The organism is Pseudomonas imperatae (assembly GCF_057128625.1).
In genome coordinates this window covers 223,606-244,425 of record NZ_JBSKHP010000008.1, presented here as the reverse complement: position 1 = coordinate 244,425, position 20,820 = coordinate 223,606, and the positions used below count along the sequence as shown (strand labels likewise).

Below are 20,820 nucleotides of genomic sequence, written 5' to 3'. Positions count from 1 at the left end.
CAGTTCAACGACGGCTTGGCGCCTGCCGTTGCCGAGGAAAAACTTAACGCAGTGTCCGGGATCAGTTGACCACTACACAGGAACACTTAGAGTGACCACGTCGTCGTAAACTGGAACATTGTTGAGACGCTCCAACTCGTGCTCTTCAAGCATTTCGTAGATCAGCACCCCTAGCAAAAACATGTCGCGAGCGAATGGGTCGGCCGTGCGTGCCTGCGCAGCGATTCCTTCATCTTCTGGTAGCTCGATCGATCCTGTCTCTAGCTCTACACGGTGGACGCCTACGGTCTTGGCTTCCGGAATACGCGCAGCGGCGAAGGTCGACAGAATGACACGGGAAGGCTCGAGCACCCACAATGTACGCTTTGTGATATCACGATGAGCGATCCCCAATGCGTGCAGCTTCGCAAAACGAGCCAATATGCTTTTTGCTAAAAGGCGCCTGTCTAGTTCGGTCTTTGTGCGGTTGCGATCTAAGTAATCAGAGAGGCGCTCGATCCCCGTGGGTAGGCGGTATGCCTCTACAAAATTCGTTGTAATGTCGTCTGCGGTTGCGGAGCCGATAGGTTCTAGCAAGTCTTCGTGCAGCTCAGGCGCCTGGACGCGCAGCGCCTCGTTTAAGCGGAGCTCGCGAAGGCCGATAGTCTGCCGCTCGACATCGGAAGTGCCGCCTTCGGCCAGTGCATCGAAATCCCATTTCCGCAGTAAGGCTTTTGAGCTTCTACTCTCCTGATGCTCTGCCAGATACTCCGACCAAATCTTGCGCGGATGGACGTAGTCAGCCTCATCGTCGACCTGTTCAAAGCCGTGTAACACTGTGCGGCGTTTGAGCACTGAAGGATTTGATGAGGAAAAAATGGTATTGAATTGGTTGCGCTGAATGAGAGGGTTTGCTGATTTGTAGCTCAAGGTGGGAGGAATATCGGGAAATCGCTGCTGATAACGGTTTATGTCAGAGGTGGTATGCAAAAACTCGTTAAGCGTAGTCACGAATCGGCGCTGCTCATCTGGCAAGCCAATCAACCTACACTTGGGATGGCACAGCACCACTAGCGATTCAACGAAGGGCACCTTCAACGACGAGTTTTTTTCTTGAATAAACTTCTTCAACGCCCGAGCTTTGATGTCGTTAGTATCGACCGGAGATGGCCTCGGGTCGCCCCGGTGAAGCCACTGACCTGACGAGTAGGAGATATCGCCGGACCAATTCTTCAACTCAACTACGAGAATTCGATTTGTTGTGAGAAGCAGCAGGTCGACATCCAACGGCTGCTTGGACTTGCGAGGCAACAGTCGAAACGCTGCGTAGGCTACCCAGTCACGTGGCAGCTTCGCCTCTATCTCGCGCAGAGCTGCATGTTCAACCTCCAAAACACCCCGCGGGCTGAGATAGTTAATGCGCACAAGTAAGACCTCCCTATCTGAATTGATTCAACCCTGCCCACACCGGACAGATCGTCCTTCCTAGGCATTATGCCACCATCTCCTCCTCAATACTTAAGCGATCGAGTATGACCTGCGAAATCAGTTGCTCGCGCCAAGAGCAAATAGAGTCAGTCCTTATCAAGGCTGACTTCGTGATTCCGATCGTGGAGATGATGGATACGAACTGCAACCTTGGTCAAGGTCAATCCGCTTCTGCGAGAGGTCATTCGGGCAATGCTTGCCATCCACGTCCGGTTGTATCCACAGCCATAAGCAGACCCTTCAAGGAACTGCGCGCAGCCTTCCGCAGCTTGCGCTAGGTACAGCTTAGGCATGGCCTGCCCATGTTCTGATGGACAGTCTCCCGCACCGATATTGATTTAGTAGAACCACAGTGCGCGCGGACCACGCCTTATATTGATAAACGCAACACCGATGGATAAAAGGACGTTGAGAGCTTCATATCGACAAGGCGTGACTACGGGGTGGGCGATATCAAACAGGCCATTTATGGCTTTCGCGGCAGTGACAGCGCCTTGATGCAGGCCATCCCCAAGTCACTTCCACAACTCGGCACCTTGACGGCGCGGGCGAGGGAGTTGAACGAGCCGTGACTCTCTGATGAAGTCATCGGTGGCACTGCCGTGATATTGGCCGGCGCGTTCACCAAACTAATTCCGGTCCTGAGCAATCAGGACCGGCGCTGGCAGTTCAGTCCAATCGGATATTTAACCCAAGCCCCGGCAGGCACCATTCCTGCCAACTTTCGTCTACGGCGGCACGCTCTTCAGCGTTGGCACAAAAATCCTTGGCCAACTCAAACAATGCCGCCACTCGCTGCCGGCGCTGCTCCGTGGTCATCTCGCCTCTGATCCCAACGGTCTGTACAGTCTGGAAAATTTTCGTGCATTGGGCCTCATCCAATCCCTCCGGAAAGATGGAAAAGCACGTTTTCTGACTGTCATGCAGCAGCGGTGGCAGTACGCGCAGGATCAATCGGTGCAGTGCTTTATCGCCCGTGACCACTGCGGGTGTGCCAATAAATGAATAACCCTGCTGGCGTAGCGTCGGCAGTATCAACCATAGATTCAAATCCCCCGCCCGGTTGCGCAGGTATGGCACTGTGATGTGGCTGCCCTCAACCTTTTGTCCCGACTGGAAAGCCAGGAAGGAATCCAGATACGAGTATGCAGGCTTCGTATCCCCGTCTAGTTTTAGCGCCTGCTTACTTTTCAGCACAACCCCTAAGGCAGTTAACATAAGGCTGGAAGTGAAGCGCGGAATATCAGCCTGGCCAATTCGATCAAGCTCAGCCAGCGCCGTATCCACCGGCATCTTCCTCGACAGCAATGATTTCATGATCACCACATAGGGAAAAATGAGGCTGAACTGCGTCTTCAGCGCCGCTTCATTCCTGCGTAAAAGGGCCACTTGTTGCTCGGCGAAATTCGCTCGAAAGTTAAAGCCCAAACCGCACAAGGTTTGGGTCATCGCGTCTATTCGGGTAATCGGGTCAGCGCGAAGCTCTGGATTGGAAAACCACTGTTCCATCAGCGCTGGCAACGGATTCAGAATGGACTGGTCTCGGACGTCCTGCGGCAGCTGGGGCGCCCAATCCACTTTACTCAGGGCATTGGTGTCCAGAAATAGCTCATAGGGGCCATCGCCTTTCTTTGCATTCAGAAATGGCCACACCACGGCGCAACCACTTGGTGTTAGCATGCATCGTTCGTCATAAGGCACAGCGATATTAAGTTGCTGCATTGGAACACGAACCTCATCGCATTACTGTTTTTGAAGCCCTGAATTTTATAGGTGACCGGCTACGTTTGCATGGCATCGTTCAAACGCATCCGTTGATTGATGATTGCGTCTAACAACTGTATTCCGGCCGGCGTATTTATCCGCCCTGCACCGGCGGGGATAGTTCCTCACTGTCGCCTTTCGGGTAAACGCTGATCGTGTCCCAGGAAGTGGTGTAACTAAACCAACCAAAGGCGCCCTGCGGGCGAAAGAGGCTGGTCATCGTGATTCTTGGCTAACGTTGAATTTGCGAAGACCTAACGAGCACCAAAGAAACCACGATGACCAAGCCCGGTACCGCATTGACCGCGCTGGTTGAGAAAGGGGCAGTTGCTGATCTGCTCAAGCAAATGATCCAGTTCGTTCCCCAGCGCATGATGGAGCTCGATGTCGAAGGCCTGTGCAACGTCGGCTTCGACGTCAAAAGCCCCGACCGAGTAAACAGCCGCAACGGTTACCGTGATCGCCTCTGGCAAACCCGCGCCGGCGATGTAAACCTGAAGATCCCCAAGCTGCGCCAAGGCAGCTACTTTCCCGGCTTTCTGGAGCCACGGCGTACTGCCGAAAAGGCCATGGCAGCGGTGATCCAAGAGGCTTACATCCAAGGCGTCTCGACGCGCTCAGTGGACGAGTTGGTCAAGGCGATGGGGATCCGGCATCTCAAAAAGCCAAGTGTCACGGCTCGCCGGCGAGTTCGATGAACGCGTGCACGCCTTCGTTGATCGCCCCCTTGAAGGTGACTGGCCGTACTTGTGGATCGACGCCACCTACGTCAAAGTCAGAGAGGCCGGACGCATCGTGTCGGTCGTCGTCATAATCGCCGTGGCCGTGAAAACCAACGGAGGCCGCGAGTGCTGGGCATGAGGGGCTGGCCCTCGGAAGCCGAGCCGTTCTGGACTGACTTCTTGCGAAGCCTGATGCGGTGGTCAGCGATAATCCGCAGGCCAAGCTGTCGGCCGCAGGCCGCTTCCCAGGCACCGCGCGGGCCACGACGCGGCCCATGGCCGCTGCTACAGGGCTGCGCCGGCCCTTTTTTCACGCTGCAGGGGCCAGCGCAGCCTGGCGGCAGCGGCACCGCGAAATCCTGCGCACACCGCACGCGTAGCAGCGGCCGCAGGCCGCGTCCCTCGCACCGCGCAGCCCGCTTGAAAGCCCAAACAGCAAAAACAACAAAGCCACCCGAAGGTGGCTCTATTGAAGAATATGGTCGGGACGGAGTGATTCGAACACTCGACCCCTAGCACCCCATGCAAGCGGACCTGCCTACAGGCCGCGATACACAAGGCTCTCCGCCTGGCGATCGCTGCAACGATGCCTCACTGAGCCGAACCGAAATCCACAAAGTCACTCGGAAAGTCACTATGGCGTTTCGAGCCTGCCCCCGGCGTCCTGCCGAACGAAATCCCTTCCTTTATATAGGCTACCCTCCACCTTCAACCGGAGGATTCCCATGATCGACGACAAACAGCTGGCCGACCTGCTGCGCCGCCAACACCACAACCAGCTGGCCCTGGGCGCCGCGGTAGAAGAAATTGCGCTATGGCTGGAGACGAACGGCGGCCCCGTGGCCGCCAAGAATGCGCGTGATGCGCTCAAGGCGCTGGATGACACCCAAGACCAAATCAGCCAGGCCCTGGCCGGCATGCCCTAAGCCTCCCGACACCACCAGGCCTGCGAGTACATCACCCCATCGACCTCTTCGATGCCACTCAGGATGAAGCCCGTTGGGCCCATGGCCGACAGCGTGACGTCCAGCAGCATCGGAAAGGCCAGCGGATCGTTGGGCCAGCCGCCACCGCGGAGCTTGGCCACGCGCGACTGCCGGTGCAGGCATTCGACCAGCTCGTCCATCACCTCAATGCCGCCCCGCACAGCTTCGGCGCGGCGCAGGGCTTTCGGTTCCAGCGCCACGCCCAGGTGCCGCCGGCGGGTGACCAGCATGTGCATCAGCGGGCACCCCGTACACGGGCCAGCTCGGCGCGCAGCCCGTCCCGCTGGTGCACCAGTTCGTCGGCCAGCGTGACCAGCACGGCGATCCGCTGCCGGGCCGCGCGCAGATCCCGGCGACCTTCGGCCAGTTCGGCCTCAAGCAGCACGCACTGGTGCTTGTAGGTTTCCAGCAGCGTGGGCATGCCCAGGGCGAAAGCGCTGTCGTCGATGAGATCGTTCATTTCTCGCGCTCAAATACTGTATATGCGAACAGTATCCGAAAGGCGGTTTGGCCGGTCAATGTTGGTTGGCGCGCAAACTATCCGGGATGGCACACCCGGGCATAGTCCTGCAGCGCCCTCAGGGCTGAGCGCTCGCGGATGAGGTCGGCGCGGAGATCGAAAACAGCTTGTCCAGCTTCTCCACTGAGTTCGACGGCTCCTGCATTGCCCAGGCCGGCGGCGCTGGAGGCACTGGGCACCCCGCTGTCACCGCTACCGTTTGCGGTGCAACTGCCCGCGATCCGCAGCCGCTGAGTACCAGCAGCAACATCAGCGCGCAGGCGATCATTGGCAGCCTGGGTTGTGGCGTACTGCCGGCGCAGCGTTTCGTTTTCTGCAAGAGCATCGGTTTTCTCCTTGGTGCGCTGGGCGTCGATATCGGCGGCCTTCTGCTCGGCCGCCTGCTGCTTGGCCAGGGCCTTGCTCGTCTGCGCGGCCCCGGCGTTGTTGATGGCGGTCAGGTCCGCCTGGTAGGCGGCTGACTGGGCGGCCAGTTGCTTGCCGTAGCTGTTGGCCTGCCAGGCCCAGGCGACGTACGCGCTGCCAGACATGAGGGCGAGCGCCAGGCCGGCCGCAACTCCCAACTTGATAAGGGTCTCGTTCATACCAGCACCTTCAGCGCGCGTTGGTAGATGGCCAGGCGGTCGGCGGCGCCGTTCTGGCCGCCGTTCACCCGCTGGGTGATCTGGGTGAAGTTGCCGGCGTCGGCCAGGGTGTTCAGGCCATTGACGGACCAGAACCAGCCGGCGGCCAGCGCTGCGTTGGCCGGCTGCTCCAGCAGCTCAGGGCTGCCAACCAGGTCCAAGCCCAGAGCCTCCCCACAGCGCTGGTAGTTCGACTTGCCCGTGAGCTGGATCAAGCCGCGCCCGCGGTACTTCCACCCGTCGCCGGGCGCGGTGTTGCCCATGCGCGAACCGTACACCACGTTGGCAATACGCTCGGGTTGGCGGGCGTACTGCGCAGCCAGAGCCGCGTCGAACCGGGCCGGCCAGCAAGACTGGAGCGCCTGAGCGCTGTAGTTCAGGTTCTCGACCAAGGTGCGCAGCTGGCCCGACTCATGCCCGACCTGCGCCAGGAAGGCCGCGATGCGCGCCGGGGTGATTATCGAATATTTGCCCATGGCGGTATTGAGGACAGGCACAAAAACGCCGGCAACTGGGCCGGCGTTCGGGAGGATCTGCAGCAACTGCTGCTGGGTGATGGGCATTCACTTATCTCCAGATGAAAAAAAGCCCGCGCTGGGCGGGCTGATCAAGATGGCTGGGCCGGCCACTCCGGCGAATCCACCGTGAGGTCGATCCTGTTTACGGCCACCCGATACTGTTTCCAGAGCTTCAGGCTAGCGATCTCTTCATCCGTGGCTACCGCAAGATCTTCCGCGTCCTGAAGGGGGGCAATCGCCAGCGCAGCCGCTGTAAGCAGCGCATTTCGGGTTCCAGTGTTAAGCGCGAGGATCTCCTCGGCCGTCAGCGCGGGAACTGCAGGGGGCACGAACTGCCCGTCCTTCAGGGTCCATCCGATAGAGGCCGTATCGCTCGCCACCACGTCCAGGCCTTCGCCTGGGTCGTACTCCGTCTCGCCGTCCCAGACGATGGCGTTCACCACAAGGCCGGTAGCCTGTTCAACAACCACGTAGCTGATCATTTATGCGTACTCCATGATGATGCAGACGCCTTTTGCTCCTACTCCGCCTGCCTTTGCCTGAGCAACGGTCGCGTCCGAGGCCGCGCCTGAAGCACCGGCGCCGTACGCCGTGGCCGAGGTACCGGTCGAAAGCGAGCTGTTCGTGCCTGAGCCACCGCCGCCGAACTGGGATGGAGCACCAGGCGCGCCGATCGCAGAGCTGGCCGAGTAGCACACGGAAACCGGCGCAAACATGCCAGGCATGTTGATATCGCCACCCACAGCTACTCCGACCGTGCCGCCTGTACCGGTTACTGAAGGGAAAGAGCTCGCAACAGCCCCGCCGGCACCGCCGGCGCCACCCGTTGCGGTCATGACTGACCCAAAGGTTGTAGTGCCCCCGTTGCCACCGTTGTTGTTGCCCGCCGCGCCTGCCGTACCTCCGTTACCGATGGTCACCGTCACGCCGCTGAAGCCCGAGGTCATGTATTTTCGGGAGTACCCCCCGCCATAACCTGGCCCCCCCACCGCAGCCTGCCCGCCGGCTACCAGCGCCGAACCACCGCCACCGCCGCCGCCACCAACGATAATCACGTCGATGGCGGTGGTTCCTACAGTTGGCGTGTAAACGCCGGTAGCAGTGATTACCTTGATCGCGAGAAGCCTGCCGGCCATCGCAGTACCACCAGTTGCAGAGATCAGCACCCATGATCCTGAACCCACAGAGGAGTTGTACTGCAACCAGACATCACCGTTTGCAGTGAGCTCTCCACCGATCAGAGCAGCGTGCGCGATGCTCACGATAGGCTTTGCACCAAGCCCGTTGGGGTTGAAGGTGCTGGCCCCGGTGTTGGCGTTCGCGGCTTTCAGCTTGAGCACCATTCCGTCGGTGAGTGCTGAAATTACAGGGGAATAGGTACCAACGTAGGTGTTGGCAGTTCCGCTATCGGCAATGAAATCCCAGCCCTGCGGCGCCAGCTGGCCGGCTGCGTTGCCAGCGGTGTAGGTGGCGGCGGAGCCAAGGCCGAGGGTGGAGCGCGCAGTTGGAGCGTCTGCATCGTCGAGCAGGGTCCTGGCGTAAGCGGTCAAGGCTGTTACCGCGGCCGCCGATGCGCTTGTCGTGTACCCAATCTGGTCAGCAGCATACGTGAGCGCAGCGAGAGCCTGAGCACCTGTCGTGAAGCTCTGCATTACTGCGGCCGATGCACTTGTCCATCTGAGGATCTGGTTGGCTGCTGGGGTCAGAGCCAACCCGGCACGCATCCCTGCTGTGATTGCCTGAAGCGCCGCCGCAGTGGTGCTCGTGTAGTAGGGAAAAGTGTTGGCCGCAGGCGTGAGAAGCGCGATTGCCGCAAGTGCAGCGGTATTTGTGACCTCGCCCCATGCCTCCCATGCGCTTGCGTTGAGGCGACGCTCAAATACCCGCACTGGCGTGGTTATCGTCCGTGCGGTCATGATTCCAGCAGTTGCGTTGTACCCTTCGTAGTTGACCAGGCATGGGGAAGCAATAGGCACGCCGTTGGCGGTTGAAATGCAGCGGAACCAGCCACTTCCCCCACCGCCCAAAGCATCTAGGTCGGAGACAGAAACAGCGTAGGAGCCCACACCCCAGTCACCAACCTTCAAAACTCGGCCGGCAGTGGTGTCCTGCGACGAGGTCGTCATGGTGGCTACAGCGGCGGTTCCAAGCCCCAAATTGGTCCGAGCGTCTGCAGCATTGGATGCGCCAGTGCCGCCATTGATGATTGCCAGATCGGTACCTGACCAATCGTCATTGCTGATGGTGCTCTTGATGGCAAGAGCCAGCAGCCCTAGATTCGCGCGCGCCGTGGGAGCGTCACTGGCCCCGGTACCCCCCTTGCTGACGGGTAGAATCCCGCTGATGTTGTCGACCGTGGTCGGCCACTTGCCAGGCTGAATAAAGCTCCAGACACCGTTATCGCCGGCCCCTTGGGGAGTGATGCCGGTGTTGGCAGATATCGCTTGGAAAAGGTATCCAGCGTAATAGACAAGAGCGCCGGTCTGATAAGCGACGTCGGTCCGCCACGACAGGAAGCCCTGGCGCTCGATCTCCTGCAGCCCCATATCCACGCGGATCTGCCAGTAGTTCTGCATGCGAGCAGTAGGCGGCTCAGCCGTTGCGCTACCCACCCAGCCCTGCTCAATCACGCCTTGGTCAGCGGTCGTACTCTCGCCACCCATCTGGTCGGTGGCCGCGTCTTCGGCCCACACACGGTTGTAGCTTGCCGGACGAGTCATTAACTGCCCCCATTGATAGAAGTGATTTCAACGCCCATCGGTTTTGGGATGAGGTCGTAGTTGACGGCGAGGTAGTACAGGACGCTGCTGTAGCTGGTCGTGTTCAGGTTGATGGTCATGGTCATATCCTTGTTGTCCACGACCGTGCACGAGATGCCGAAGATGTCGTCTACAGCGGCCTTCACCGTGTCGATGGTGCAGAGGATGGAGTTTTTGTAGATCTTCCCCTTGATCACCGACTTGAAGGCGTAGTCCGGGATGGGGACCGTCTGTGTCGCGGCTGTGGCGTCGTAGTACGGGGCCTGGTTGTAACCCTTGGCGATGAGGTCACCCAGATAGCCGAAATACTCCAGGGCCGCCATGGAAATGCGAGGCCGCTCACTGATCCCCACGATACGACCCACGATATCCAGCATCACACCGGAAACGTTCTGGTAGTCGAGGATGTAGTTGAGGATCTGTAGCGGATTTTCGAGGCTTGAGCCCACGAGAGACGGGATGGTGTCGATCCAGGCCACCAGCTTTGGGCCTTTCTGGTACCAACCGTATATGCGCGACTCGGCCTTCGACACGTAATCGAAATTGGCGTCAGGCATGAAGGGCTACTCGTAGGTAATGTCGATGTTCTCGGCGTTGATCACCGCCAACTGGTTGTAGGCAATCGGTACCGTGAGCGCGGTCACGGCGCCCGGCGTGGTTCCGATGTACAGCGAGTTGATCATCCCTGCGCCTGCCACCACGTAGTTGGCCGGGGTGTACAGCCGGCCCGCAGTGACGCTCTCTCCAATCTGGAAGCCGCGCTTGATGAACCCGCTGGTCTGGGTGAAACCTTCCAACGAGTAGGAAACGGTCTGCGTCTTGATCGTCGTCTTGTCGCTGTCAGACAAGGTGGTGCTGGTGATCGACATGTCTTCGTAGACTGTGACCAGTTCGGGCCGGAAGAAGCTGAGCGTGACCGGGTTGCCACTGGGCGTGGCTGTCAAGCCGGTGACAATGTAGGCATCCAGGTCCGTGCGGTCCGAGTTGTCGCCACAGCCCGGCGACTTAACTGAGGCGAATGCCGCAAGGATGTCAGCGTCGGACCCGCCATCCACGATGAGCATGATCGATTTCGGCATCAGGCCGTTGTCGTCAGTGACGGTTCGGGTGTTTTCGTAGATCTTCACCTGCTTGACGCCGGTGACCAGGTAGACCGCTGAGTACAGCGCGTCGATTACGTTGCTTGAGCGCGTGGCCACCGCCACGTTACGACGGAAGCGATAGTCGGGATCACCCTCCTGAGCGTCTCCCACGGATGCGGCAACCGGGTTGGTGACGCTGGTTACCCCCGCCGGAACCGATCCATAGATCGAGGAAAGCTCGCCCACGTTGGCGGTCTGCGCGCCGGAGGTGGTGCAAGTCACGCCCACGGTTCCGGTACCGCCACTGCCCAGCGTAATCGCCCCGTCAGTAGCCCAGAGGGTATCGGTCAGCGTGTTGCGGATGGTTGTGCCGGCCGGTACCGGGGCGCTCGCGTTACCCTTGAAGGTCGCCGTGCACGTCGAGAAGGTGGCAGCGGCGCGCGGGATGTTGCTGATAGCGCCGATGCGGTCAAGCTGCAACCCCACCGCGCTATTAGGGTCGAGGGTGTTGTAGACCGAGGTCACTAGCTCGTCCAGATTGCCCAGGCTCTCGGCCCAGGCTTGCAGCGCCATGCCGTCCGGGGTGGACGAGTCGAGGTCCCAACTGGAATCGATATCCAGGTACTCGGCCTTGAGCGCGGCCAGGTATTCCTGGGTGCTGGTTAGAGTAACGCCGCTACTGGTTACTGCCGCCATGGGTTACTCCGAGGTGGTATAGGTGACGGTGGCAACGGTGCCGGTTGCGTTCGTGATGGTCATGTTCACGGTGTAGGTGCGGGTGATCCGGTCACGATCCAGGCTGAAGTCGGTGATCTGGGTCACATTTGCCGATTGCAAGACGGACTGCTTGAGCAGGATCTCCACCAGCGCGGGGTCAGTCTTGCCCAGCAGGCCGTCAAACCACGGCGTGCCCTTGGTCTGGCTCAGGAAGTCCTCGGTGAGGATCTGACGCAGCAGGTAGACGACGCTTGCTGCCAGTTCTTCCTCGTCGGACAGGAAAACGCTGGAACCGCTCGTCACGAGGTCGGTTCCGTCGAAATTTCTGATCATGTGATGTCTCGCCTGGATCAGGCCACGGGCGGCCCGGAGGTCGCGTTACCCGACTGGACGCCGGTATGCGCGTGCGTGGCGCCGATGTTCACGCCGTTGTGAAACAGGCCGTCCGCCGAGAGAACCAGAGTCTGCCCCCCCACCGTGAGGGTCACGTCGCTGGCGGTGGAAACCATGGTGGTGCTACCAACCTTCAGGTCAATCGCGTCATCCGTGGCGGTGATGGAAACTGTCCCCGCCTTATTTGCCAGGCCGGCCCCTGCGCTGGGCATGGGCGCGAACGCCGTCAGCGCCGAGCGCAGGCCGGGCTGGAACATCGCGTCGGTGGCATCAAACATGCGCAGGCTGGAAGGCTGCACTGATCCGCCGGCAGACAGCCAGTCGTCGATGCAGCGCTGGGAGAAGTGCACCCAGCCCTCGTCGCCCTTGCTCAGGGCATAAAAAAAGGCCCACGATTGTGAGCCTGGGAACACGACGGGCACATCCACAAGGACTGAGATGTCCTTCCAGACGCCTTTCTGTCGACGCTTCACTCCAAGCTGGATCTGCGCGCGCTGGGTGCCGGGGTCAAATGCAATCAGCGTAGCCGGCAGGCTGGTGTAGATCTTGGCCATTCCCTGCTTGAAGGACATCTCAAGCATGTCACTCACGTTCAGGTGACGATCAACCATTGTCGTCTCCTGAGGTGATGGGGTTCCAGGCTACGCCACGGGAATACCCCTGGATCGATGTTGACCAAACGTCCGAGTAAAAGTCGCCGGTGTGAATGATCGAACTGGCGTAGTACTTGCCCGACTTTGTCTGGGTGAACTGGGTCTGATCGCTTTGGTTCACCCCTTGCGCCGACACCACGCTATACCGACTCTTCACCACGATTTCATCGCCAGGAAGGATCTTGGTATTCATCCGGGTCACCACGTTGACCGTGGGCCCGGCGGTGAATACTGGTGATCCTTCCATGCCGGTTTCGGCCGATATCTCGTGACTGACGCCGGTCCCCATATCACTGCCAGGCAAAAGCAGGATTTTGTTTACCAGCCTGTAGACAATAAAACCGAACGAGCGGCCAAGGTCATCAAGTACGGCATACGGGGGGGCGGCGGCAGATAGCCTGGAAACCCTCCCCAATGAAGGCCAGAAGGCTTTCTGCGGGTCATTGATCGGCGGAACGAACGTTACGGGAACCCCAAGCGAGGTCGCAACCTCCTGCACGATATCGCACACGCGCGTGCCGCTGCCCCAGGTTTTGTTGATCCTGGCACTCGTTTCGGCCTCGCTGATCATCGAGCAGTACAGCAGCAGGTACTGCTCCGGCCCGAACTTGCCCTTACTGGGAGTGAATACGTTGCCGTCGAAGATGGTGTCGAAGCTGTCGTTATAGCCGGCCACCAGCTTGACCCGGTCGTATTTGCTGATGATCTGATCCATGGACGTGACGTTAAGGCCATAGATCGTGATCTCTGCCGTTCCCTTGATCGAGCCCATGCCCGGGTAATAGCTGACCCTGAACTGGACCTGAACCGGCGCCGTCATGCGCAGGTATTCGCTGCTGGTGGTCGAGTACAGCGTCAGCTCGTAGTAGCGCCCGTAGAGCACCCCCATGTCAGTACTCCCATGTCAGAGCGTTATCAATGCCCAGGTTCGCCACCGTGGCGGGGTCGCCTACCAGGTAGAGCTTACCGATCCCCAACTGCAGGCCGTCCAGCAGGTCCATGTTTGGGTGCAGGCCGCGTCCTTGGAAGATGGGCGTGCCCGATGAGCCGTACATGCTCACCGCGTAGTAGGAGAACCGTGTCAGCCAGGTAAAGGTGAATGTGTAGGCCGTGTTGCTCAGCGACGATTGGAACGTGAAATAGCTGTAGCTGCTGGGCAGCGAAAGCGTTTTGGTCGTCATGAAGGAACCACCGTGCCGGCATTCACCGAGCTTTGCCCCTGAGTTGACTCGGTTCCGCTGCCGAGGGTCGTGGTCACCGAGCCAGTGCCCGTGTTGGAGATGATGGTCGGCTGCGCCAGGTCGATCTGGAAGATGCCCCCCAACTCAGACCGCTTGTCGATCACGGACCGAACGCCCACCACCACAACGCTCTTGTAGGTCTCCTTGGTCCCTACGAAGTTGATCAGCGCGCCTGTGGCCTTGAGGTAATGCAGGGCGTTCTTCACCGTTGTGGACCGAGTGGAAGAGCTGCTGGACATGGTCGCGCCCATCCCAAGCCCAAGCAGCGCCAGTGCCGTACCGCCAAGCTTGGACACCACGGCCCCTGCTGCGGCGCCAATCAGGGTCGACTCAACCGTTGAGGCCCCGCTGGTAGTGGATGCAGTCGCCACCTTGAAGGGGTTGTCGCTCACACCCACAGTGACCGTGAGTACGTTCGGCAACTGAATCGAATGGTCGGAGGCTATGGCCCCGCTCTCCAGCGGGTACTGCGACATCCTGGCCGAAACGTACTGCATCTCGGACAGGATGGCGTCGAAAATGATCGGCGTGAATCCGTTCCCGCCGAGGGTGGGCACCTTGTTCAGGAAGATCGCAGCAAGGCTCATTGGTCGAGGTCCGTACTCAGGTGGGACATAGCGACAGTCATCTGCCCCTGGAAGTGATCACTCGCGGCGCGCATGGCCTCGCTGGTGATCTTGTGCACATCCGTAGAGCCCCTGGCGTCAATGTGCACCACGTTCCCGTCGCTGCCGGCCGGTTGGGCTTGGGAGGCATCGACGGTAGGCGGCGCCGGTGGATTGGCGACCATGTTGTAGGTATCAGGCGTACCGGAAGGAAGCGTATCTGTCAGGGCGGAGAAGCGATTCGCCACTGGCTGGGTCTTCTTGAGCGCGGCATCGATGAACTCCTTGTCCAGATTGCTCCCAGAGTCCGGAAGCGCAGATGCGCTCTCAAGGGGCTTAAAGTTCTCCGTGGGCTGACCACCCGTTGGCTTCTGCTGGTCAAGCAGCCGCTGAACCATCGCGCCATCCGATCCTTCCGCATGCTGCTCAGCCGGCTCCGGCGGAAGCATCTGCCATGACACTGATGAGTTGGCCAGTTGCGGAACTTTGGATTCCACGGCTTGAACCTGCTGCTGCTGGGTCGGCACTGCATCTGGCGCCTGCCCGCTGTTCAGGCTCTCAGCGATCTGCATGCGCCGCCTGGCGTCAGCGGGGTTGTCCGCGGGGCGTTCATACATCTCACGCATGACGCTGGCGGACTGAGAAGGATTTTTGGTTTTCAGCAGCGCCTCGCCAGCGGCCTTCTCCTTGTTCTGCAGTTCATACAGGATAAAGTTGAGCTGATCCTGCTCAGTAGAGCCCTTGATGTCCTTGCCGAAGAAGTCCTTGAATTCCTTTTGCCTGTCAGGATGCCACTGGGCTAGACCATAGGCCTGTCCATTGTCCCCTACGGCATCCGTCTTCAGCCCGCTCTCTGCAACCAGGTTTGCCACCATCCCGGATGACTGCTCCCGGGTGTAACCGTTCTCCATGAAAAACTTCAAGGCGCGCTGCTGGGCGTCATTCTGGTTGCCTTGAGCAAGTGGACTAGGCAAATCCTCTTTGGCTCTTGGCCGGGGCTCAAAGCCGGGGCGAAGCGGTTTATTCACATCGTCGTCAATATGAGCGCTGGGCATCTTCGCGTTCCAAGCATTTCTGCCTGACTCATAAATATCGTATGAGCCTTCCGCGGCTGCTTGCGACCCAGAGTCGATCGCATGACTCAAAATCGGATGCGATTCGTACCAGGCCTTCTTGGTGCCATCCGATGCAGCCTTGGCCATGTCCATAGGGCTAGAGCCATCAGGTGAGCTAAGAGCTCCATCAACCGCGCCTTTTATCAGGGTCCCGCCCGGGAAGTGTTTTGAAGCCCAATCGACGAAACCTGAAGCGGTATCTTTGACGCTCTTGTCCTTCAAGATGTCAGCAGCACCTTTAAAGTCTCCCTTGCTGACATGATCCGCAAACTGGGTGATGCGGTCTGCGATGCCACCTTGGGCGAACATCCCGTCCACACGTTTTACGAAGTTGTCCAGCGACGGCAGGAAGTCAGCGCCAAGCTTGTTGCGAAGCCTGTCGAAATCTGCGGTCAGGTCAACTAGCGAGTTTTCGAAAGCACGAGCATTCGCCACATCTTGGTCGGTGTAGGTAGATCCGGGTTTATCTGACTGTCGCATTCCAGTTCGATAATCCTGCTCAAGAGTCATTATCGCTGCTTGATTCAGCCCTAGAACGCTACCGATACCTTGGCGCCTTAGGGGATCACTAACCCTCTCTAGCTGACGCTTGATGGTATCTACAACGTCCATGGTCGGACGATTGAAGGCGTCCGCGAAGTCGGCCGGCACACCGCCATAGCGTGCAATGTCAATAGGCACATTGCCGACTTGAGACCCCATTTTGACACGCTGGGCCGCCTGCAGAATCTGCGTCCCTACATCATCCTCGCCAGTGACCTTCTTCCCAAACCGATTGAAGTTCTGGAGGTCAGGCATTGACACGCCAAATGTGCTGGCACTGACATTGGTGCTCAATGCCCCGTTTGCATAGGAGAACGAGTTTGCTGCCAGGCCGCCAATGCCTGCAGCTGCAAGAGCAATCGGGCCTCCGCCCGCAAGCATGGAAAACAAGCTGCCCGAGAGAGGGCCCAGCCCAGCCGCACCAGCTCCTCTCGACAGCAATGCGACCGCCGCTTGCGTCTCCTTGCGAAAGCTCGCCATCTGCTGCGTGGCGGACCCTAGGCGCGTCTGCAGGACATTGACCGAGCGGGGAACTCGATCAACTGCCTTTCCAAACTTGTCGATCCCCTGCTCAACGGTCCGCGCGCCGACACCTGTGTCGGCCATGTTCTTGCCGATCCGGTCGAGGCCGGTCTTCCCTCGGTCGCGAGCGGCCTTGTTGATCGCGTTGTCCAGGCCATTAACCGCCTGCGTGCTTTCTTCGAAGCTGGCCTGGTCAACCGTCACGCCCAGTTTTACCAGCAGCGCGTCGATTACTTCTTCTGACATTGGTGGCTCCAATGGAAATGCTATGCTGCGATTTTTCGAGCGCAGGGGTAGCTATGAGGGACAACAAGGTGTGCCCTGATTGCAGGGCAAGCTTTCCGGCGTCGGCCATCGTCTGCCAGAACTGCGGAAGCGTGAACCAGATGGAAGCTAGCCTTAGGAAGAAGCGCCAGATTTTTATCGCTATCGGGATTGCGATAGCTGGACTTGCGATTTATGCCGCCCAAGAGCCAGATGCAAAAAAGGAAGTGGCTGCCCCAGGTCGAGTTGTCCCAATCGTCAAATTGATTAATGACTACGACGCGAATGAAGTGGCGGCCGATGGTCAATATGGTGGCAAGAGAATCAGAACATGGGGGGATGTTAAGGGCGTCGGTATCGTGCTGGGCCAGCCATACGTGGTGTTAACCGACAGCGCCCATGAGGCCAAAATCGACTTCCAGGGACTTTTTGATGAGGATCAGAGGCGCCTAGTAGCCAACCTATCAAAAGGGGACGCAATTTCGGTTGAGTGCACAATTGATAAGATGCTGATGAATCTGATGGCTGACCACTGTGTTTTCATCAACACGCATTGAGCGTCACCGTCGGCGCGCAGCATTCATGGCCCGTTCGTACATGGATTCCATCTCATCGAGCACGTTGTGCATCTCGATGACGTCGCCCAGATCAAACGTACCGTCCAGCATCTGCTCATACCTGGCCAGGGGTGCCGGGCAGGCGGTTGATGCCACGCACGGCCGCCAGAGGAACCAGTTGGTCTTGCTTACGCTGCCCCCGGCTGATCGGCGTCGCCTTGAGGGAGTAGCGCGAAAAAACCCTTGAGGTTCTCCCGCAGGACGTAGGCGACCAGCAGGTAGTAGAACTGGATGTTGTCCTGAAACAGGTTTGGACCGATGGGCAGCACGACGTTGCCCTGGCCGTCGTCGCGCAGCACCAGGTCGGTGGCGCCGTTGCGCAGTGAAAGCGCGGTCAGGCGCTGCACGGCCTCGAATGGAGCGCGCAGCAACGCCATTACGAGTTCCGCATCCCCGGACGGGTTCTTGTCGCTGAGAAACGAGATCAGGCCGACATTCACTGCCAGGTGCAGCATCTCTTCCTGGGCCTTGGCCGGAGCCGTCGTGCCGCCGTATTCGGTACCGCCGATATGGATCTTGAGTTGACGAGCCATGTCATTCCTCGGGTGTTAGGCCGCCGGAGCGGCCTGCGTGGGGGTTAAACCTCTTCGGAGTCGTTGAACTCGAAGATGAACTGGTCGTCGGACACGTTGGTTTTACCGCCACGGCCCAGCTGGCCGCGGTTGACCAGGATGCCGCTGTAGAACACCAGCGATTCGCCAGAGCCGGACTGACTGAAGGCGCCGTAGAAGTCGACGCGGGTCTTGTCCAGGGCGATGATCTGGCGCGCCTCGTCCGAGCCCGGGAGCAGGTGGATGGTCAACCGCTTGGCGCGGGTGACGTTATCCAGGCGCACCGAACCGCCACCAGTACCGCGTTTTAGCGCGGCGCGCGGCTCGATATCCTCGATCACGATGGGAGGATCAGTGTCACCGAAGGAGCTGATCGTGATGCCGTTGATCGACAGGTTGGCGCCGGCGGCGCCGTAGTTGGTCATGGACATTCGTTATCACTCCACGTAGAGGCTGACAGGGATGAAGTGGGCCGCACCGTCGCGCAGAACGTAGACGTTCAGCACCGGATAGGTACGGGCCTGGCGCTCGGCAGTGGTCAGGCTCTCAACGTCGGTTGGGTCGTTGTCGATGTAATACCCGTTGGCCAGGTACAGGTCCTTGCCGGTGTCCGGGTCGGTGATGTAGCCAGCGCCGAGGAATCCGTTGTCGAAGTACGACTTGCAGACGTTGCCGGCCTCGGTGATGGCTCCAGCGAAGTTTTTGGCATCCAGGCCGCGCTTGGTCTGCGGCTGGATCAGCCAGTTGAACAGCCCTACCTGCAGAGCGTTCACAAGCATATCCACACCGATCACGTCGTCGATCCATTCGCCATTTGCAGAGGGCGACTTGGTATTCATCGACATACAGCCGGTGGTGCTGCCGCTGGAAATGACCTTGGAGAAGTAGGCGCAGTTTTTGTTCTTCAGGATCCCGATAGCGGTCGAGGAAAGGGAGTCCGCTGTAACGCTGGTCAGAGTCTGATACTCGCCAGTGATGGCGGTATTGGCCCCGGCCGGGTTCCATTTGGTGAACTTGCCTGCCAGCGCGTTCATCGGGTAGCCCTGGGTGGCATCAGCAGCCAGAGTTGATGGCGCGCGGAAGCCTTGGAACACATGGCGAGCACCCAGGCCAGCGATCACCGACACAAGGTCGGTAGTCGAGCCGGCCGTGATGGCTGCGGCATCGCTCACGCTGACCCATACTGCGCGATTCGAAGCATCTGCCCAGGCTGCAAGGGCTGACACGTTGCCGACCTTCACATCACCATTCTTGAAGAAATGGTTGTAGCGCCATACGCCCGACGCTGCGATCTGCGAGGCGGCCACGGTTGGGTCGACCGCAGAGCTTTCCTTCATGAAGATGGTAAACGTCGGGGATCGGGTCTTGTTGGCGAAGTAGGTCGACGCCAGGTAGTAAATCTCGGATGCGGTCCCGAACAGGGTGACGATGTCATCAAGACTGGTGAAGTCCTGATAGGTGTTGATCGGGAAGGTGCCGGCGGTCACCAGGTCCGTCAGGTCAGCAAACGCCACCGAACTGGTGAAGTCAGCATCCGCGAGGCCCGACGACGAGATCGACACCGAAATGGGAACGATGTTGGAGATGTCAACTGCCATTGTATTGTCCTGATTGAAGTTTGCGTAAGGTCAGGGCGTCGGTCACTTCGTAGCGGAAGCCGGCGGCGCGCAGGACGGCATAGGTGGTCTCGACCTCGGCATAAAGCGTCAGGTCGCATTGGTAGCGGGGCTGCATACCGGCGTTTTGCAATGTGGTCAGGTTCCGCGGCTGGCTCGACTTGAACCATCCAGCCTTGTTCTGGCGCAGCAGCGAAGCGATGTCCGGCCTGAAGTTGCCATTGGGCAGGTTCATAACCGCGGTCCCGGCGCCATCGTTGAACAGGTTCACCGAAAGCTGGAACACCATCGTGGTCTTCATGGTGACGTCCCAGTCGGTCCAGGTGCCCAGCGTCGGATCTGCCGGCTCTACGGCGGGCACGTCGACATAGTCGAAAGTCGGCCAGCCATAGGCCCGCAGCGGCACGAGCAAGTAGGAGGCTGAGAGATCAGTGCCGCCAGGCATTGGCCGGCCCTGATTGGCGAGGATGACGCGGTTGGCCGCGGCGCCGGTCAGCGAGCAGATGATCTGCTGCCAGATCGGGTTGAGGTCGTTGATGTCCTTCATCCGTCACCTCGGTACCGCTCCACCATCGCGCGGCAGTAGCTGCGCCATGGCCGGTTGTCGCATTGCCTGACCCGCCACTGGCGCATCGCCAGGCCGTCCGAGAACTCCAGCAGGTCAGCAAACTGGCCGCTGTCGTCCGGGTACAGGTAAATGCCCTGGTTGATGTGCACGATCTTCCAGTCCTGCGGGTTGAATGCACCGGAAGTACCGACCATGGCTTCCACGCTCTTGGGCGAGGCCTGCTGGATGTTCACCAGGGTGAGCTGGGTGCGCGTGGATTCTCCAGCGTCCTGCCATACCCCGCCGGGCCCGGTGTAGTCACCTGCACCGGCGCGGACCAGCCATACCCCGCCATCAGGGGATGACACGAAGTCCGAGTCGATATGCCCTTCCATTGTGAGCATGGCTAAACCTCCACTCGGTACGTGATCTTGCTGACGAGAATGCCGTGATCGATCAGGGGCTTGCTTGATCCTTTCTGCCGGATCGTCGACTCGGCGTTGGGCGGGTTGATCCCTTCCTTGATGGCGTCCCGGCAAAAGTCCGATGCCCGGCTGCCGAGCTGATGTAGCCCGTTGAGCAGCGTCAGCTCGCCCGAAATCACCTTTGGGATGATCGCGCGCCAGGCCTTCTTGATGTCTTCCGTGTGCGCCCGCAACGGCACCCGCAGGAATGAGCGCTCAGGAATGATGATTTGGTGCGGCCCAGTCACGCCAAGAGCCATGACGCCCTTGCCTGTAGGCTGGAACCGCACCTTGCCATCCTGGGCGTCTTCCACGCTGTTGTAGCCGTACTGCGTGCCGCCAGGGTGATTGATCGTCGCGCCAAACTCATGGATTGACCCGAGCCTGGCGATGGTCATGCCGTCCTGCTCGCCAGATCCTTCTGGGATGCCGATGAATACAGCGCGATCGCGCACGCGCGCCTGGATCTTCTTCAGCGTCTCGCGCAGCTGGGCCTTGGTCTGACCGCTCACCTCAACCTTGATATCCATG

The 20,820-nt window shown here is 59.5% G+C and carries 24 protein-coding genes and 1 pseudogene; 3 read left to right on the top strand and 22 right to left on the bottom strand.

The features are described from left to right. Positions 1–72: 72 nt before the first annotated feature. Entirely contained in the window at positions 73–1,404 is a 1,332-nt protein-coding gene (locus tag ACWKWX_RS13085; RefSeq protein ID WP_483827950.1) for an NERD domain-containing protein kinase family protein, read from the bottom strand. Positions 1,405–2,136: 732 nt separating this feature from the next. Further along, positions 2,137–3,189, bottom strand: a complete 1,053-nt coding sequence (locus ACWKWX_RS13080) for a hypothetical protein (RefSeq protein ID WP_483827949.1) — start codon at positions 3,187–3,189, stop codon at positions 2,137–2,139. Positions 3,190–3,509: 320 nt separating this feature from the next. On the opposite strand from ACWKWX_RS13080, the pseudogene ACWKWX_RS13075 reads away from it, so the two are divergent. Then, positions 3,510–4,092 (top strand): annotated as a pseudogene (locus ACWKWX_RS13075) (transposase). A 586-nt stretch (positions 4,093–4,678) separates the two neighbouring features. Continuing rightward, on the top strand, positions 4,679–4,879 hold the full coding sequence (locus tag ACWKWX_RS13070) for a hypothetical protein (RefSeq protein WP_483827948.1): 201 nt from the start codon (positions 4,679–4,681) through the stop codon (positions 4,877–4,879). Here the strand turns inward: ACWKWX_RS13070 and ACWKWX_RS13065 are convergent. The 14 genes from ACWKWX_RS13065 to ACWKWX_RS13000 all read right to left on the bottom strand — a co-directional run bounded on the left by ACWKWX_RS13065 (position 4,876) and on the right by ACWKWX_RS13000 (position 16,476). Continuing rightward, positions 4,876–5,175, bottom strand: coding sequence for a hypothetical protein (locus ACWKWX_RS13065; protein WP_483827947.1), 300 nt, complete (start codon positions 5,173–5,175; stop codon positions 4,876–4,878). The genes ACWKWX_RS13070 and ACWKWX_RS13065 overlap by 4 nt on opposite strands. After that, a complete protein-coding gene (locus ACWKWX_RS13060) occupies positions 5,175–5,399 on the bottom strand; it encodes a hypothetical protein (protein ID WP_483827946.1) in 225 nt (74 codons plus the stop codon). The genes ACWKWX_RS13065 and ACWKWX_RS13060 overlap by 1 nt, the downstream gene beginning before the upstream one ends. Positions 5,400–5,476: 77 nt before the next feature. Next, positions 5,477–6,043, bottom strand: a complete 567-nt coding sequence (locus tag ACWKWX_RS13055; protein WP_483827945.1) for a lysis system i-spanin subunit Rz — start codon at positions 6,041–6,043, stop codon at positions 5,477–5,479. Then, positions 6,040–6,645: a glycoside hydrolase family 19 protein gene (locus tag ACWKWX_RS13050; protein WP_483827944.1), complete on the bottom strand. Its 606-nt coding sequence runs from the start codon at positions 6,643–6,645 to the stop codon at positions 6,040–6,042. Before ACWKWX_RS13050 ends, ACWKWX_RS13055 begins: the two co-directional genes overlap by 4 nt. 44 nt (positions 6,646–6,689) lie before the next feature. Further along, entirely contained in the window at positions 6,690–7,082 is a 393-nt protein-coding gene (locus ACWKWX_RS13045; protein ID WP_483827943.1) for a tail fiber assembly protein, read from the bottom strand. Then, on the bottom strand, positions 7,083–9,320 hold the full coding sequence (locus tag ACWKWX_RS13040; RefSeq protein ID WP_483827942.1) for a glycine-rich domain-containing protein: 2,238 nt from the start codon (positions 9,318–9,320) through the stop codon (positions 7,083–7,085). Beyond that, complete coding sequence (locus ACWKWX_RS13035) at positions 9,320–9,916, bottom strand: baseplate wedge 1 family protein (RefSeq protein WP_483827941.1); 597 nt, start codon at positions 9,914–9,916, stop codon at positions 9,320–9,322. The genes ACWKWX_RS13040 and ACWKWX_RS13035 overlap by 1 nt, the downstream gene beginning before the upstream one ends. 6 nt (positions 9,917–9,922) lie before the next feature. Next, a complete protein-coding gene (locus tag ACWKWX_RS13030) occupies positions 9,923–11,137 on the bottom strand; it encodes a baseplate J/gp47 family protein (RefSeq protein WP_483827940.1) in 1,215 nt (404 codons plus the stop codon). 3 nt (positions 11,138–11,140) lie between these two features. Further along, entirely contained in the window at positions 11,141–11,491 is a 351-nt protein-coding gene (locus ACWKWX_RS13025; protein WP_483827939.1) for a contractile injection system sheath initiator, read from the bottom strand. A 17-nt stretch (positions 11,492–11,508) separates the two neighbouring features. Then, on the bottom strand, positions 11,509–12,162 hold the full coding sequence (locus ACWKWX_RS13020; RefSeq protein ID WP_483827938.1) for a Gp138 family membrane-puncturing spike protein: 654 nt from the start codon (positions 12,160–12,162) through the stop codon (positions 11,509–11,511). Then, positions 12,155–13,093: a hypothetical protein gene (locus ACWKWX_RS13015; RefSeq protein ID WP_483827937.1), complete on the bottom strand. Its 939-nt coding sequence runs from the start codon at positions 13,091–13,093 to the stop codon at positions 12,155–12,157. Before ACWKWX_RS13015 ends, ACWKWX_RS13020 begins: the two co-directional genes overlap by 8 nt. A gap of 1 nt (position 13,094) precedes the next feature. Further along, entirely contained in the window at positions 13,095–13,385 is a 291-nt protein-coding gene (locus ACWKWX_RS13010) for a phage baseplate plug family protein (RefSeq protein WP_483827936.1), read from the bottom strand. After that, positions 13,382–14,032, bottom strand: coding sequence for a phage baseplate protein (locus ACWKWX_RS13005; protein WP_483827935.1), 651 nt, complete (start codon positions 14,030–14,032; stop codon positions 13,382–13,384). Before ACWKWX_RS13005 ends, ACWKWX_RS13010 begins: the two co-directional genes overlap by 4 nt. Next, positions 14,029–16,476, bottom strand: coding sequence for a phage tail tip lysozyme (locus ACWKWX_RS13000; protein ID WP_483827934.1), 2,448 nt, complete (start codon positions 16,474–16,476; stop codon positions 14,029–14,031). The genes ACWKWX_RS13005 and ACWKWX_RS13000 overlap by 4 nt, the downstream gene beginning before the upstream one ends. A gap of 140 nt (positions 16,477–16,616) precedes the next feature. Between ACWKWX_RS13000 and ACWKWX_RS12995 the strand changes: the two genes are divergently transcribed. After that, complete coding sequence (locus ACWKWX_RS12995; RefSeq protein WP_483827956.1) at positions 16,617–17,051, top strand: OB-fold protein; 435 nt, start codon at positions 16,617–16,619, stop codon at positions 17,049–17,051. 188 nt (positions 17,052–17,239) lie between these two features. Here the strand turns inward: ACWKWX_RS12995 and ACWKWX_RS12990 are convergent, their stop codons facing one another. The 6 genes from ACWKWX_RS12990 to ACWKWX_RS12965 are packed head-to-tail and all read right to left on the bottom strand — an operon-like array spanning position 17,240 to position 20,819. Further along, complete coding sequence (locus tag ACWKWX_RS12990) at positions 17,240–17,644, bottom strand: hypothetical protein (RefSeq protein ID WP_483827933.1); 405 nt, start codon at positions 17,642–17,644, stop codon at positions 17,240–17,242. Between the two features lie 44 nt (positions 17,645–17,688). Next, complete coding sequence (locus tag ACWKWX_RS12985) at positions 17,689–18,093, bottom strand: hypothetical protein (RefSeq protein ID WP_483827932.1); 405 nt, start codon at positions 18,091–18,093, stop codon at positions 17,689–17,691. Between the two features lie 6 nt (positions 18,094–18,099). After that, positions 18,100–19,260 (bottom strand): DUF3383 family protein, encoded by a 1,161-nt coding sequence (locus tag ACWKWX_RS12980; protein WP_483827931.1) that lies wholly within the window; start codon positions 19,258–19,260, stop codon positions 18,100–18,102. Further along, the gene (locus tag ACWKWX_RS12975) at positions 19,250–19,825 is read right to left on the bottom strand and encodes a phage neck terminator protein (protein ID WP_483827930.1); all 576 of its coding nucleotides are present in this window, start codon (positions 19,823–19,825) and stop codon (positions 19,250–19,252) included. Before ACWKWX_RS12975 ends, ACWKWX_RS12980 begins: the two co-directional genes overlap by 11 nt. Beyond that, entirely contained in the window at positions 19,822–20,229 is a 408-nt protein-coding gene (locus tag ACWKWX_RS12970; protein WP_483827929.1) for a hypothetical protein, read from the bottom strand. Before ACWKWX_RS12970 ends, ACWKWX_RS12975 begins: the two co-directional genes overlap by 4 nt. 2 nt (positions 20,230–20,231) lie before the next feature. Beyond that, positions 20,232–20,819 (bottom strand): hypothetical protein, encoded by a 588-nt coding sequence (locus ACWKWX_RS12965; RefSeq protein WP_483827928.1) that lies wholly within the window; start codon positions 20,817–20,819, stop codon positions 20,232–20,234. Position 20,820: the final 1 nt, after the last annotated feature.

Excerpts from the sequence above, each read along its gene's own strand:
- ACWKWX_RS13045 (WP_483827943.1), bottom strand. The coding sequence starts at position 7,082 with ATGATCAGCTACGTGGTTGTTGAACAGGCTACCGGCCTTGTGGTGAAC.
- ACWKWX_RS13010 (WP_483827936.1), bottom strand. The coding sequence starts at position 13,385 with ATGACGACCAAAACGCTTTCGCTGCCCAGCAGCTACAGCTATTTCACG.
- ACWKWX_RS13000 (WP_483827934.1), bottom strand. The coding sequence starts at position 16,476 with ATGTCAGAAGAAGTAATCGACGCGCTGCTGGTAAAACTGGGCGTGACG.
- ACWKWX_RS13050 (WP_483827944.1), bottom strand. The coding sequence starts at position 6,645 with ATGCCCATCACCCAGCAGCAGTTGCTGCAGATCCTCCCGAACGCCGGC.
- ACWKWX_RS12975 (WP_483827930.1), bottom strand. The coding sequence starts at position 19,825 with ATGAAGGACATCAACGACCTCAACCCGATCTGGCAGCAGATCATCTGC.
- ACWKWX_RS13055 (WP_483827945.1), bottom strand. The coding sequence starts at position 6,043 with ATGAACGAGACCCTTATCAAGTTGGGAGTTGCGGCCGGCCTGGCGCTC.
- ACWKWX_RS12995 (WP_483827956.1), top strand. The coding sequence starts at position 16,617 with ATGGAAGCTAGCCTTAGGAAGAAGCGCCAGATTTTTATCGCTATCGGG.
- ACWKWX_RS13015 (WP_483827937.1), bottom strand. The coding sequence starts at position 13,093 with ATGGGGGTGCTCTACGGGCGCTACTACGAGCTGACGCTGTACTCGACC.
- ACWKWX_RS13060 (WP_483827946.1), bottom strand. The coding sequence starts at position 5,399 with ATGAACGATCTCATCGACGACAGCGCTTTCGCCCTGGGCATGCCCACG.
- ACWKWX_RS12985 (WP_483827932.1), bottom strand. The coding sequence starts at position 18,093 with ATGTCCATGACCAACTACGGCGCCGCCGGCGCCAACCTGTCGATCAAC.
- ACWKWX_RS13040 (WP_483827942.1), bottom strand. The coding sequence starts at position 9,320 with ATGACTCGTCCGGCAAGCTACAACCGTGTGTGGGCCGAAGACGCGGCC.
- ACWKWX_RS13005 (WP_483827935.1), bottom strand. The coding sequence starts at position 14,032 with ATGAGCCTTGCTGCGATCTTCCTGAACAAGGTGCCCACCCTCGGCGGG.
- ACWKWX_RS13070 (WP_483827948.1), top strand. The coding sequence starts at position 4,679 with ATGATCGACGACAAACAGCTGGCCGACCTGCTGCGCCGCCAACACCAC.
- ACWKWX_RS13030 (WP_483827940.1), bottom strand. The coding sequence starts at position 11,137 with ATGGCGGCAGTAACCAGTAGCGGCGTTACTCTAACCAGCACCCAGGAA.
- ACWKWX_RS13080 (WP_483827949.1), bottom strand. The coding sequence starts at position 3,189 with ATGCAGCAACTTAATATCGCTGTGCCTTATGACGAACGATGCATGCTA.
- ACWKWX_RS13025 (WP_483827939.1), bottom strand. The coding sequence starts at position 11,491 with ATGATCAGAAATTTCGACGGAACCGACCTCGTGACGAGCGGTTCCAGC.
- ACWKWX_RS13020 (WP_483827938.1), bottom strand. The coding sequence starts at position 12,162 with ATGGTTGATCGTCACCTGAACGTGAGTGACATGCTTGAGATGTCCTTC.
- ACWKWX_RS13065 (WP_483827947.1), bottom strand. The coding sequence starts at position 5,175 with ATGCACATGCTGGTCACCCGCCGGCGGCACCTGGGCGTGGCGCTGGAA.
- ACWKWX_RS13035 (WP_483827941.1), bottom strand. The coding sequence starts at position 9,916 with ATGCCTGACGCCAATTTCGATTACGTGTCGAAGGCCGAGTCGCGCATA.
- ACWKWX_RS12980 (WP_483827931.1), bottom strand. The coding sequence starts at position 19,260 with ATGGCAGTTGACATCTCCAACATCGTTCCCATTTCGGTGTCGATCTCG.
- ACWKWX_RS12965 (WP_483827928.1), bottom strand. The coding sequence starts at position 20,819 with ATGGATATCAAGGTTGAGGTGAGCGGTCAGACCAAGGCCCAGCTGCGC.
- ACWKWX_RS12970 (WP_483827929.1), bottom strand. The coding sequence starts at position 20,229 with ATGCTCACAATGGAAGGGCATATCGACTCGGACTTCGTGTCATCCCCT.
- ACWKWX_RS12990 (WP_483827933.1), bottom strand. The coding sequence starts at position 17,644 with ATGGCTCGTCAACTCAAGATCCATATCGGCGGTACCGAATACGGCGGC.